Source organism: Paenibacillus phytohabitans (assembly GCF_013141775.1).
GTDB lineage: Bacteria > Bacillota > Bacilli > Paenibacillales > Paenibacillaceae > Paenibacillus_AQ > Paenibacillus_AQ phytohabitans.
Map to the genome: position 1 here is coordinate 57,348 of NZ_WHOB01000020.1, position 12,453 is coordinate 69,800.

Sequence of the window (12,453 nt, forward strand, 5' to 3'; positions counted from 1 at the left end):
ACCAGTTGACTTGGGACTTCTTAGAGTCAGGAAGCACTGTAGACGTGTAGACATAAATGTTGTACGTTTTGCAACATTGATTGCTGGATAGCCGGGTGTTCGGGAGGATTGTTGTATGGAATACAACAATATTCCCGATAAGTCGCTTGAATCAGGTGAAATCCTGCACTTTATACAACAATGTTGGATTTGGGCCGGCATATGGAGGGAAATGTTGTATTATGTGCAGGATTTCAGGAAAAGTCAGCTAGAAACATCCGGCTAGGAGAAGCTACCAGCTCCCTGCCCCGGAAAGCGGATAAACGGGGAAATTCCCGTGACAAAAGCAGCCGCCCGGAAGCGCAACTTTTTACAGGCATTAAGGATTGGTATCTTATGATAACCACTGCGGTGAACATTTGGACTTCCGGCCGCTGCCCGCCCCCGGATTTCTTGATGATTACCGCTGTTCGCGGTGGAAATCCGGTGACAAAGGCATCAAAAAAGCCAGGCAACCTATTGGCTGCCTGGCTCATCCTGCTTACTTCATGACAATAGCTCTATTCCGCGCCGCCGCTAACGCTGCTTACTGCACATAAGTGTAATGCGGCGAATCATACTGCGGGCCGGATTTCTCGTAGGTGAACCAATATTCAATACTGCTGCCGGTGCTGAGGCCGCTTACGGTCTGGCGCCAGGTTCCCGAAGACAGCGTCATGCGGTAATTCAGCTGTGCGCCGCCGTTCACCTTATAGTGGACATCGACGTACAAGGCTGACGTTACCGGTGTGATGAAGATGCTGGCCTCAGCAGCCGACACCTTCGTTACGCCTGCCGTATAATCCGCTGTCACGTGATTCCCGCTGCCGCCGGAAGCATTCGTGGTTACAGTCACGGCATTACTAGCAGCGGAGAGGTTGCCTGCGGCATCGGCCGCTTTTACCGTGAAGGTATACGCCGTTGAAGCTGTCAGTCCGCTGACGGTTGCAGTAGTTCCGGTAACAGAAGCCGCCTGGGTACCGCCGCGGTACACGTAATAGCCGGTTACTCCCGTGTTATCGGTGGATGGCGACCAGCTGAGGCTGACCGTTGTGTCTGTTTTACCTGTTGAGGCCAGATTCCCTGGTACCGTAGGTGCTGTAGTATCTCCAGGAGTGCTGCCCCCGGTCAGATACTGGCCGGTGAACGGGTTGAACCGGTGCAGCGAGAGGATCAGCCACCCGGTGCTTGATACGCAGTTCTGCTGGGCCATCACCCAGTAGCTGTTGCTTGTCCCCTTGAGCGAATACGGGATTCCGCCGAGCGACGGGCCGCTGGTTCCCTGTTTTTTGATAATCTCCGTGTTGATGGCATTCGCCTTCGTTGTATTTCCCTGCATGTAGTAGGCAAGCGACATAAAAGCCGTTCCCTCCAGCCACACATCCGCACCCGTATTACCAATCTGATTGCCGTTGTCGTCATACGCCGGGAGCACTTCATCCGTCCAGTCAAAATCATACCCGGAAAGTGTATTTCCGGCATCGTTATAGGTCAGGGTCTGCTTATAGCGCGGATTAGCCAGTGTTCCCGGTGTACCGGCCGCGTTCTCCACATAGGTCAGGCTTGCCCCGTAGTTGCGCGTTCCGTTCAGCCCGAGGGCGAGCACTCCCCAGGGATTTACATCCAGCGGGATTTTGGGATCGATCAGATTCGTATCATTCTTCCAGCCGCCCTTGAAGCGCTTAGCCGCATCATCCCAGACCACATTGTCCAGGAAGCTCTTCACACCCGTTGCCGCTGCTGTATAGGATGCCGTCTTGCTGGAATCTACAGAAGCATAGTACTGCAGCACGCGGTACAGATCGATATTATGCTCCGTCGAGCTCCAGGGCTCATCCGAATTGCTCCATGCGCTCCAGCCACCGGCGATCCCGCCGTTTGCTTTGGAGTAAGTCAGGCACCAGTCCAGCGCCTTGAGCGCCATCGGACGATAGCGGGTATCATTATACTGCTTCTCATAAGCCATAGCCGCCATGGCCATCCAGGATACAGGTCCGACATGCTTGCGGATTTCTTCGCCATAGCCATTGTTATACCAGTAGGAGTTCAGCCAATAGCCGGACGGGTCCTGGATGTCACGCATTTTGTTCAGCACCTTCTCGGCCCGGGTCCGTTCCCCTTTGACGATGAAAGCGATGGCTGCGACGGCCTGATCATACGTATAGACAATTTGCTTGGGATTGTCCGGACCCCAGAAATCCTCGAAGCTGTCAACCAATCCGTCAAAAGCATATCCGGCCGTTGCATCCTGCTGCACCTGCAGCCAGGTCAGCGCCCGGTTTGAAGCATCACTTACCGCATCCGCGCGGGCAATACCGGCAGCGGGCAGTGAAGCGCCCAGAATCAGCACGGCGGTCATCAGGAAGAGAATCAGCTTTCTTTTCATTCATATTCCTCCTTGGTCGATCTATTACTAAAGCGTTTTCAAAGGGCGGAAAAGCGGGTAAAGCTATGCCATACCATGGTATTTATCCTCATTCTCAGCTCTGATAGCGCTTTCGTCAATCTAAAACTGGGACATTTTTACTAAATGAGGCGAAACACCCGTTCGCCCCTTTTTTCGACAAAGCGAAAGTCCTGAATAGGTTTCTGCGGAATTCGTTAATATGCATTTTTTGACAGCAAGGCATGCAAAAAAAGCTCCGGAATGTTGATTAACGCTCCGGAGCCTTACTCTTATTTCAGCTGAGCTCTATGAGCGCAGGACACCCTTCTCCCGGGCTTCACGCAGCCACTTGGGATACTCATTAAACAGGCGGTCATACAAATCCTCATCACTGACCTCATCCAGATCATCCAGCGCAAAGAAATCGGCATTATCGACATAACGGCCCTGCAGATCATCGAGCTCACGCAGCACACCATAGTCCGCATTGCCGAGCCCGACAAACTGCCAGAAGATGTTATGCTTCGAGCTTTGGATCAGCAGCTTCGAGATCTTCGGTGTCTCATAAATTCCGCCGTCACTGAAGAACACAATGTAAGCAGGCAGAGCGCCCGGCTCTTCCTTCGTGTACTTCTTGATAATATCAGCCATAACCACCGGCTCATTATTGCCGATGCCCAGCCCGCCGAACATCTTCGGCCCCGGGTATGTTCTCTTCACATAATCCTCGTACCCGTGCTCATCTACACTCGGCATCCGCTAGCTCTTGGTCGCGAAGAACCATACATCCAGCCTGCCGTCGTCATCCATGCTGGCTGCCACGGCCAGAATCCGCTCAAATGCCCGCTGAACAACGCCCCTCGAATACAGCCCGGACATGGAACCTGATGCATCGAACACAACGGCCACCCTGGCCTTCTCCTGCTCCAGATTCTTCTTGCGCAGCGAGATTCCGACCTTCTGCTTCAGCAGGTCAATCTTCGTTAAGTTCAGCGGGGGCCGGGAAGCCGTCTCCTGCGCCACACTTCCCCCGGTTCCGCTATATGTAGCAGCAGCTTCCGTGTGACCCTGCATCACTTCAGCCTCCGTCTTGCTGCTATTCTCCGGCTCTTCGTCCTCCACCTCGACTCCGTGCGCTTCAGCCAGCGGCTTCAGACCGCCGTGAAACCCCCGGCCGACAGCTCTAAGCTTGAAGCCTTCGCCGTGACGGTATAACTCTGCCAGCACCAGCGAGGTCTCGGCATTACTCTGATTTATTTCATACACCAGCTCCGTGTTGGCCGCAGCCGCACTGATTCTGCAGCCCCTGACATCGGCAAAAGTCCCCGGGCCGTCCAGCGTGGCTGCGAAAACGCATTTGGCAACCGCAGATTGCCGCAGCGCATGCAGATCAATGGCAAACTCGCCGCTGTACTTGTCGATGGCATTGAACTCTACGATCCGCTTGGGATCGGCGGGCTGGTTGTAGAAAATGAAATAATCATCGGACGTAACCTTGCCGTTCTCCCCAACCATGAAACAGCTGATATCCAGCTCCGCCGGTGAGCTGCTGCAGGAAATCTTCACCGTCGCCTGCGGCGAGGCTTCATCCAGCTTGGCATTGGAGCCGGTGACCAGCTTAACGATATTCAGATTCATGAATGCTCTCTCCCTTACTTTCACAATGTATAATAGATGATTGCAGGATTCCGCTATTTAGCAAAAAGGAGCAGACAACTCCCTGATGAGGATATGTCTGCTCCCGGTTGATCAAGCTTATGATCCGCATATCAGCCGGTCTTAACGGGCTGTGGTGCGGCTTGTCCAATGAACTGGACTATAAATACATAATAAGTTACTCTTCTGTCTTGCCTTCATCAGCTGCTTCTGCCGCTGCTGGTTCAGCAGCATCTGCATCAGCAGGCTCTTCAAGGACAAGCGGAGGTGAGATCCGCACGATCAGCGTATCCTCAGGGGTAAGGATCTCCCAGCCTTCATGCTTCGGCAGATCGGAGACCAGCAATTGATCACCGATGTCGAGTCCGCTGATATCCACCTCGAAGGAAGCGGTCAGCTTGTCCGGCAAAGTACGGATATCCAGCTCATAGAGCTCTACCTGCTGGACGCCGCCGCTCTTGACACCGACAGGATCGCCGGTGAAGTGGAACGCAACCTTGGTGTCCAGTTCTGCCTTCATATCAATCTGCTGCAAGTCTACATGGAGCAAGGAACGTGACAGCGGCTGGCGCTGTACTTCCTGAATGACCGCATTTTTGGAGCCTGAACCGGGGAATTCCACTTTCAGGATCGCCCGCGGGTTTTTGCCGAGAATCTCATTGAGTGTTTTGGCTTCTGCTGTAAAGGACTGGGTATCTGAACCTGCACCGTAGACGACGACCGGTACAAGGCCTTTGCTGCGCTGGGAAGAGGTAGAGCCGGATCTTTCTGTCAAGCGTACTGTGGTATTCATGATATTCCTCCTAAAGGTTTTTTAGCGGTGCATACTTTCAGGGGCAGCTTCTGATGCTGAACAAAGCTGGCCTGCAAGCATCCGCCAAGTGGTGTCAGCATAGCTGCAAGTGATGGTTCTTCGTACAATACTGGCTTATTGCTAAGGTAATAAAAAACAAGACCAATTAGATGTCTTAAGTCTAATCAGTCTCTTATTAACCATATTTGCCTGCTGTGGAATCAGTATAGCACTGGGAAGTAGGCAAGTCAAAATAGGTTGATATTCAATTTAAATCCATATTTAATATTTATTATACTAAATGACAGGCTACAAAATGTCCTGCGCCAGCGTCCCGGAACAGCGGAATCTCCGCCTTGCAGACCTCTACGGCAAAAGGGCAGCGCGTATGAAATTTGCAGCCTGAAGGCGGATTCGCCGGGCTTGGAATATCGCCTTTCAGCACGATCCGCTCCCGCTTCAGCCGGGGGACCGGCACGGGTACGGCAGACAGCAGCGCCTTCGTATAGGGATGCAGCGGATGCTGGAACAGCTCATCCCTGGAGGCGGTCTCCACCATCGATCCCAGATACATCACGCCGATCCTGGAGCATAAATGCTCCACTACGCTAAGATCATGGGAAATGAACAGATAAGCCAGGCCTTTGCTCTGCTGCAGCTTGCTGAACAGATTGATAATCTGCGCCTGAATTGATACATCGAGCGCCGACACCGGCTCATCCGCAATAATCAGCTCCGGATTCAGGATTAGCGCCCGGGCAATGCCAATCCGCTGGCGCTGTCCGCCGGAGAATTCATGCGGGAAGCGGTCGATATGATAAGAAGATAAGCCGCAGGCCACCATGGCCTCTAGCACCAGCTCCCGCACCTCCCCCCTCGTGCATAATCCATGGTCCAGCAGCGCTTCGCCTATTGCATCGCCAACCCTCACTCTCGGATTAAGCGCACTGTAAGGGTCCTGGAAGATCAGCTGCATTTGCGGCCGGATCAGGCGCATGTCCGCAGCGGACAGGCTGTGGATGTCCACTCCCTTGAACTTTACCTCACCGTCCGTTTTATCCGTCAGCCGCAGCACTGTCCGTCCCACCGTGCTTTTGCCGCTGCCGGATTCGCCGACAAGGCCGAAGGTCTCGCCCGGCTGAAGCGTAATGCTGATGTCGTCCACAGCCTTCACATGCCCCACTGTGCGGCCCAGCAGCCCTTGTTTTACCGGGAAGTACTTCTTCAGAGATTTAACTTCCAGCAGCGCTTCAGACATACACTTCCGCCTCCTCATACAGCCAGCAGGCTACCTTCTGCCCGCTTCCGGTTTCCTGCAGCTGCGGCTGGCGGGTGCGGCAGACGTCCATGCAATGTCCGCACCGGTCATGGAAGTAGCATGAAGGCTCAAGCGCAAGCGGACTGGGCACCTGGCCGGGAATGGAATAGAGCTCCTCCAGGCGCTGGCCCATGACGGGCTTGGACTTCAGTAGCCCCCGCGTATACGGATGCTTGGGATTCTGGAACAGCTCTACCACACCGCCCTCCTCAACGATCTGGCCGGAGTACATGACAATGACATAATCGGCCATCTCGGCCACTACGCCAAGATCATGGGTAATCAGCAGGATTGACATGCCCGAGTTCTCCTTGAACCCGCGCAGCAGATCAAGGATTTGCGCCTGAATCGTCACATCCAGTGCGGTCGTCGGCTCGTCCGCAATCAGCAGCTTGGGCCCGCAGGAGATTGCGATTGCAATCATAATCCGCTGCAGCATGCCTCCGCTCAGCTCGTGGGGATAGCTGCCCATAATCTGTTCCGGACGGGATATCCCCACCTGGGTGATCAGTTCAATGGCCCGGGCCCGGGCTTGCTTCTTGTTCATTCTGAGATGAACCAGGAGCGGCTCCATAATCTGCTCGCCAATTCTCATGACCGGATTCAGTGACGACATCGGCTCCTGAAAAATCATAGCGATCTCATTGCCGCGGATGCTGCGCAGCGTATTTTTGTCCAGCCGGAGTAAATCTTCTCCCCGGAAATCAATGCTTCCCCCGGAAATCTTACCGCCCGGCTCCTCCACCAGCCCCATAATCGACATGGCGGTGACACTTTTGCCGCAGCCGGATTCACCGACAATGCAGACCGTCTCGCCTTCCCGGATACTGAAGCTTACCTCATCAACCGCGGTCACCTTCCCGTCCTCTGTGAAGAACACGGTGCTTAGACGGTCTATATTCATTAAAGGCTCCATCGTTATGGCCACCTACCTCTTCTGTTTAGGATCAAGCACGTCTCTGAGGCCGTCACCAAAGATATTAATCGCAATAACCGTGGCAAAAATCGATAACCCCGGCGGAATCCACAGCCATGGCCGTTCCTGGAAATCGAGGATATTATTCGCCGCATCAATCATGTTCCCCCAGGTCGGCGTAGGCGGCATAACCCCCAGCCCGAAGAAGCTGAGCACCGATTCGCTGAGAATCGCACCGCCGATATTCAGCGTTGCCATGACGATCAGCAGCGGAACAATATTCGGCAGCAGATGGCCAAACAGCTTCCTGCGGTCGCGCAGACCCAGCACCACGGCGGCCTGCATGAATTCGCGTTCCCGCAGGCTGAGCATCTGTCCCCGTACCATCCGTGCCAGCCCCGGCCAGTTCACCATGCTCAGCATGAGCATGACGATGTACATCCGGTAATCCGCCTTAATCTTCCATTCCGAGAGCAGCGCACCGAAGATGAACAGCAGCGGAAGGCTGGGAATAGTCATCAGCAGATCGGCGATCCGCATAATGATCTGGTCCAGCAGACCGCCGTAATATCCGGCAACCGCACCGAGCAGCGCTCCCAGGAACACAGACAGCACCATGGAAGCCAGCCCCACCGTAAGAGAGATACGCCCGGCCTGCATGACCCGGGTTAAGATATCCCGTCCCAGCGCGTCTGTCCCCAGCCAATGCTGCAGATTCGGGGCCTTGTTCATCATGGCCATATTGATTTTGTTATCCGTATAAGGCGAGAAGAACGGGCCGATGAAACATAACACAAACATAAATAAGACAACCGCGAAGCCCGCCACCGCCAGCTTGTTGTGCAGAAGCCTCCGCAGGGATTGCCGGAACAGGGAAGATTTCCGCAGGTTGACCCTTGGGGCCGTTATTTCACTTACTCTGCTGTCAGCTGCCATAAGATCCTCCCCCTCCTATAACCGGACACGCGGATCAGCCACCCGGTACAGAATATCCGAGAGCAGTGTTCCGATTACGGTCAGAATAGCCAGAAACATCGTGAAGCCCATCAGCAGCGGGTAATCCCTCAGTCCGAAGGACTTCATATACAATTGGCCGATGCCCGGCCAGTTAAAGATTTGCTCAATAATAATGGAACCCCCGAACAGCGCGGGCAGCTCGAAGCCGACCAGGGTGATCGCAGGCAGCAGCGCATTGCGCAGTGCATGGGTGAACAGCACCTTCCGCTCCTTCAGCCCTTTGGCTCTGGCCGTACGGATATAGTCCTGCTTGAGCACATCGATCATATTGCTGCGGAAATAACGGGTTAATGAGCCCAGACCCAGCAGCGTCATGACGATGACCGGCAGGGTCATATGATGCACCACTTCTTTGAAGTAGGCGAACCCGGTGGCATTGCTGCCCGTAGTCATCATTCCCCCCGGCGGCAGCCATTTCAGGTCAACGGCCAGAATTTTGATCAGAAACAGGCCAATGAAGAATGACGGGAGCGACATCGCCGCGAAGATCGCAATCATTACCAGCGTGTCGAACCAGGAGTATTGCTTATAGGCAGAAATGACGCCGATGATCACAGCAATCAGCCAGGTGAGGAACGTAGAGACAGCGGCCAGCAAAAAAGAATTCCAGATATAATCACCGAACAGCTGAAGCACCGGCTTCTGCTGGGCAAGTGAATATCCGAAATCCCCGTGAAAAGCATTGTTCATCCAAGTCCCGTAACGTTCCAGCACCGGCTTGTTCAGGCCGTAAATCTCCCGCAGCTCCGCTTTGCGCTCTGCAGTCAGCTTAATATTTCCGGTAATGAAATCACCCGGGGTAAGTGCATACAGGCAGAAGATCAGCAGCGATGCGGCAAACAGGATGATCAGCATATACAGCATTCTTTTGGTCAGATAAGTGCTCATGATCGGCTCCTTAGGATTCATCCCCTGCCCATGACGCAGGCAGGGGATGAACAATTCTTTATTTCAGAGTCCAGTTTGGCAGGCTGCCGGCAAGACCGATGAACGGACTGACCGATAGATTCTGGATGCGGCCGTTATAGGCATATACTGTTTTCTTGTAGTTGGTGAAAATAATCGGCAGTTCATCGTTGAACAGCTGATACAGCTCTTTATAGACTGCTTTGCGCTGTTCAATATCTGTAGTTGCCAGCGCTTTGTTGTACAGCTCCACGAATTTCGGATTCTCATAATCGGTGATTTCACCGTCGAAGAACTGCATGAAGCCGTCCGCCGGATCAGTCAGCATACTGGTGGAGTAAGACACGAGATCATAATCCCCGCTCTCCGTCTTGGAGACCAGCGAGTTGAAGTCAGCGAAGATTTCCGGCTGGAAGTCGATGCCGAGCGCAGCGAAGTTCTCTTTGGCCACCGCGATGAAAATATCCGAGTTCTTGCTCTTGCTCGCCAGATAATGAATGCTCAGCGGCTTCCCGTCCTTCTCGCGGATACCGCCTGCCCCTACGCTCCAGCCTGCCTCATCCAGCAGCTTGTTCGCTTGGTCCGGATCATATTTATAAGGGTTGATCCCTTCTTCTGTATAGGACCAGGAGATCGGCGAAGCCGGAATGTTGGCCACAGCACCCGCGCCTTCAGCAGCATCTACATAGATGCTCTGCCGGTCCAGTCCATAGGCAATCGCCTGTCTGACCCGCTTATCCTTCAGCTGCTCATGCTTCAGGTTGACCTGCATGTAGCCGTAAGTGCTTGGGGTATACGGAAGTATGTTCACATAACCTAGTTCCTTCAGCTTCCCGATATTTTCTTCCGTAGCCGGGAAGGATGCGTAGTCCACCTCACCCGTCTCAAGGAACTGCCAGGCATCGCCGGTCGTTGTTTTGTAGATAAAGTGCTCTGTCTTCGGTTTGCCTTTGAAGTAGTTCTCATTGGCTACAAGACGGACCTCTTGTCCGGGAATGAATTTCTCCAGCTTATAAGGGCCGTCGCCCAGCGGCTTCTCATGCAGCTTCTTGATATACTCCAGCTGGCCGAACTTATAGTCCTTGCCATAGTAAGCCTTCGACAGCACATTGGAGCCGAGAGTCACCAGCGCCGTAGCATTGGGCTGTTCCAGCGTAACCGATATTGTCTGCGGATCAATGACTTTAATGCCATCTATAGACTCTGCAGTTCCGGCTTTGTAAGCTTCGCCGCCCTTCACCTTCAGCGATGGAAGTGATGAGCCTCCGTCATAAGCTTTGTCGTACTGGATCGTCCAGGTGAACGCCACATCATCCGCAGTGAGCGGTGAGCCGTCGCTGAACTTCAGGTCTTTGCGCAAGTGGAACGTATATGTAAGCTGATCCGCCGATACCTCCCAGCTCTCGGCAAGCTCCGGAGTTGGCACACCCTTGTCATCTACCGTCACGAGAGACGCATAGAGCAGAGAGGATACATTTCCGTCATAGCCGCTCTCCTGGAAATAAGGGGTGAACGCCCCGCTCGGATCGGTAAGACCAACGATGATCGTATCGGTGCGCTTCTGGGCGACTGCGGGCAGCTTCGTAAGATCGGTTGCTGTAAAAGGCTCGCTGAGCGCACCGGCAGGTACAACCGCCGGGGCTGCCGGTGCTTCCGTACCGCCAGCCGCTGCACCCGGATCAGCTGTTGCTGCCGTGTTTGCAGGGGTGTCCGTGGATGCTGCATCCGTGTTGCCGTTCTCCGAGCAAGCGGACAGCAACAGGGAACCTGCGATTAACAATGAGGATAATAAAAGCGTACTTTTTCTCATGACATCATCTCTTTTCTCTCCATTTTATAAATGCTAACAATTCCTACCCACTAAGTATGATTAAAGACCGATAGTTCACATTATAGAAAGTAAAAGTTGTTCTGTAAAGAGAGAACTTGAAAATAATTCTTCCCGAACAGAATAAAATTGGATGATCGCAGCAAAAAAGCCAAAATCTTCTCCATAACAGAGAAGACTTTGGCTCTGGTGAGGTACAGGAATATTAGGCAACGCTATATTTACTTCAAATAAGCAAACAGCTGTTCATTCATCTGCTGAATCCCCTCAAGCCGCAGACTGTAAGAGGTGACGTTCTCTCCTTCGATATAAGCATTGAGCAGACCGGCGCTCCGGAGACTGGAGATATGATCATGGACAATGCCCTTGGACAGGCCGGCCTGTCTGGCAATTTCCGTGAACGATTTGCGTTCTCCGCCCAGTGACTTCAGGATCTTCAGCCGGCTCTTCTCGCCCAGACTGCGGAGCGTCCGGTGCATGGACGGCGAGATTTCCTCTTCAGCAATTTGAATTTTCCCGGCATAGTGACAGATCGTCAGCGGACCAAAATTATAGATAATATTGATCGGCTGGAAGTGAAACTGCGGGATCAGCACAAGCCTGCGCAGACCGTCACCCGGCATGAAATAGAATCCGTTTGTAGTCTTATTCACAAAATCGGCTACCGGGCTGCCGGCCAGCGCCTGTCTCCGTTCCTCCGCATGCTGCTGCAGCTTCTTCATGATGTCCGGACTACAACTGCTGAAGTATTGCCGGTTCCACTCCGACAGCAGGAAGACCATGCGGCTGCGGTACTGCTCCATTTGTACCGGGAATACACTGACATAACCTGCGAGAGCCTCGTACATCTCTCCTACGGACAGGCCTTCCAGCCACTCCAGCACACGCTCCACGCTGTCTTTGTCCGGACACAGATAGATCAGCAGATTAAGTAGCTTCCAGTCATTGTCGAGATCCGTCTCCTCCAGTGCTTCCAGCAGTTCGGGGCTTAAGCCGCGTGATACTTCTGCCGCCCAGGGTGTACCCAGATCTATCTTTTTACTACCCTTCTTGCATATAAACGTATGTATACTGCTGATTAATTCATATACCGGCTGAAAATGAACCTCAACCTCGTAATCCATGGCTATTCCTCCTGATGCAACTTCTATTCGTTACAGCGTTAGTGCCTTAATCTTAGGGCATCGGGAAGCCAATGTGCAAGTCATTCCGCTTTTACTGACCTTGTATGGAATACGCATGTTATATTGCTGGCATTCCTGCCATGCCTTTTCTCGCTTTTTGCCGGGCAGGGTAGTAAAATATAGGAAATACACCGGAATGGAGTGAAGAAACATGGAACAGATTGCTAAGGGAGAAGGACGTTTCTATATAGCTGGTGACGGTAAGGACCTTGCCGAGATTACATACAGAACGGAAGAGGCTACAGGTAACCTCGTGATTGATCATACCTATGTCTCCGAAGAGCTGCGCGGTCAGGGTGCCGGGGAGAAGCTTGTGCGGGCGGTCGTTGACCTGGCCCGGGAAGAGAAAGTTAAAATTGTGCCTGAGTGCCCGTATGCGGCCCATCAATTCGAGAAGCACACGGAGTACCGGGATCTGCTGACATAGGGGG

The 12,453-nt window shown here is 53.2% G+C and carries 10 protein-coding genes and 1 pseudogene; 2 read left to right on the forward strand and 9 right to left on the reverse strand.

All coding sequences use genetic code 11. From position 1 onward, the window contains the following. The first annotated feature begins 115 nt into the window (after positions 1-115). Positions 116-265, forward strand: a complete 150-nt coding sequence (locus tag GC101_RS06560) for a hypothetical protein (protein ID WP_171716611.1) — start codon at positions 116-118, stop codon at positions 263-265. Positions 266-565: 300 nt separating this feature from the next. Here the strand turns inward: GC101_RS06560 and GC101_RS06565 are convergent, their stop codons facing one another. The 9 genes and pseudogenes from GC101_RS06565 to GC101_RS06605 all read right to left on the reverse strand — a co-directional run bounded on the left by GC101_RS06565 (position 566) and on the right by GC101_RS06605 (position 11,962). Continuing rightward, a complete protein-coding gene (locus tag GC101_RS06565; RefSeq protein ID WP_171716612.1) occupies positions 566-2,404 on the reverse strand; it encodes a fibronectin type III domain-containing protein in 1,839 nt (612 codons plus the stop codon). 306 nt (positions 2,405-2,710) lie between these two features. After that, positions 2,711-4,042: pseudogene (locus GC101_RS06570) on the reverse strand (vWA domain-containing protein). A 196-nt stretch (positions 4,043-4,238) separates the two neighbouring features. Further along, the gene (locus GC101_RS06575; RefSeq protein WP_171716613.1) at positions 4,239-4,853 is read right to left on the reverse strand and encodes a 50S ribosomal protein L25; all 615 of its coding nucleotides are present in this window, start codon (positions 4,851-4,853) and stop codon (positions 4,239-4,241) included. 292 nt (positions 4,854-5,145) lie between these two features. Further along, positions 5,146-6,111: an ABC transporter ATP-binding protein gene (locus GC101_RS06580; RefSeq protein WP_171716614.1), complete on the reverse strand. Its 966-nt coding sequence runs from the start codon at positions 6,109-6,111 to the stop codon at positions 5,146-5,148. Next, entirely contained in the window at positions 6,104-7,087 is a 984-nt protein-coding gene (locus GC101_RS06585) for an ABC transporter ATP-binding protein (protein WP_171716615.1), read from the reverse strand. The genes GC101_RS06580 and GC101_RS06585 overlap by 8 nt, the downstream gene beginning before the upstream one ends. A gap of 12 nt (positions 7,088-7,099) precedes the next feature. Then, a complete protein-coding gene (gene opp4C / locus GC101_RS06590) occupies positions 7,100-8,023 on the reverse strand; it encodes an oligopeptide ABC transporter permease (protein ID WP_171716616.1) in 924 nt (307 codons plus the stop codon). Positions 8,024-8,038: 15 nt separating this feature from the next. Then, the gene (locus GC101_RS06595; RefSeq protein WP_042138520.1) at positions 8,039-8,992 is read right to left on the reverse strand and encodes an ABC transporter permease; all 954 of its coding nucleotides are present in this window, start codon (positions 8,990-8,992) and stop codon (positions 8,039-8,041) included. 58 nt (positions 8,993-9,050) lie between these two features. Beyond that, a complete protein-coding gene (locus GC101_RS06600) occupies positions 9,051-10,820 on the reverse strand; it encodes an ABC transporter substrate-binding protein (RefSeq protein ID WP_171716617.1) in 1,770 nt (589 codons plus the stop codon). A gap of 239 nt (positions 10,821-11,059) precedes the next feature. After that, positions 11,060-11,962 (reverse strand): ArsR/SmtB family transcription factor, encoded by a 903-nt coding sequence (locus GC101_RS06605; RefSeq protein ID WP_171716618.1) that lies wholly within the window; start codon positions 11,960-11,962, stop codon positions 11,060-11,062. A 211-nt stretch (positions 11,963-12,173) separates the two neighbouring features. Between GC101_RS06605 and GC101_RS06610 the strand changes: the two genes are divergently transcribed. Beyond that, positions 12,174-12,449 carry a GNAT family N-acetyltransferase gene (locus GC101_RS06610; RefSeq protein WP_039309214.1) on the forward strand — a complete coding sequence of 92 codons (276 nt, stop codon included), beginning with the start codon at positions 12,174-12,176 and terminating at the stop codon, positions 12,447-12,449. Positions 12,450-12,453 lie beyond the last annotated feature (4 nt).

What these genes read in the sequence shown, in the direction of transcription:
- GC101_RS06575 (WP_171716613.1), bottom strand. Translation starts at nt 4,853, where the DNA reads ATGAATACCACAGTACGCTTGACAGAAAGATCCGGCTCTACCTCTTCC.
- GC101_RS06565 (WP_171716612.1), bottom strand. Translation starts at nt 2,404, where the DNA reads ATGAAAAGAAAGCTGATTCTCTTCCTGATGACCGCCGTGCTGATTCTG.
- GC101_RS06600 (WP_171716617.1), bottom strand. Translation starts at nt 10,820, where the DNA reads ATGAGAAAAAGTACGCTTTTATTATCCTCATTGTTAATCGCAGGTTCC.
- GC101_RS06560 (WP_171716611.1), top strand. Translation starts at nt 116, where the DNA reads ATGGAATACAACAATATTCCCGATAAGTCGCTTGAATCAGGTGAAATC.
- GC101_RS06595 (WP_042138520.1), bottom strand. Translation starts at nt 8,992, where the DNA reads ATGAGCACTTATCTGACCAAAAGAATGCTGTATATGCTGATCATCCTG.
- GC101_RS06605 (WP_171716618.1), bottom strand. Translation starts at nt 11,962, where the DNA reads ATGGATTACGAGGTTGAGGTTCATTTTCAGCCGGTATATGAATTAATC.
- GC101_RS06580 (WP_171716614.1), bottom strand. Translation starts at nt 6,111, where the DNA reads ATGTCTGAAGCGCTGCTGGAAGTTAAATCTCTGAAGAAGTACTTCCCG.
- GC101_RS06610 (WP_039309214.1), top strand. Translation starts at nt 12,174, where the DNA reads ATGGAACAGATTGCTAAGGGAGAAGGACGTTTCTATATAGCTGGTGAC.
- GC101_RS06585 (WP_171716615.1), bottom strand. Translation starts at nt 7,087, where the DNA reads ATGGAGCCTTTAATGAATATAGACCGTCTAAGCACCGTGTTCTTCACA.
- opp4C (WP_171716616.1), bottom strand. Translation starts at nt 8,023, where the DNA reads ATGGCAGCTGACAGCAGAGTAAGTGAAATAACGGCCCCAAGGGTCAAC.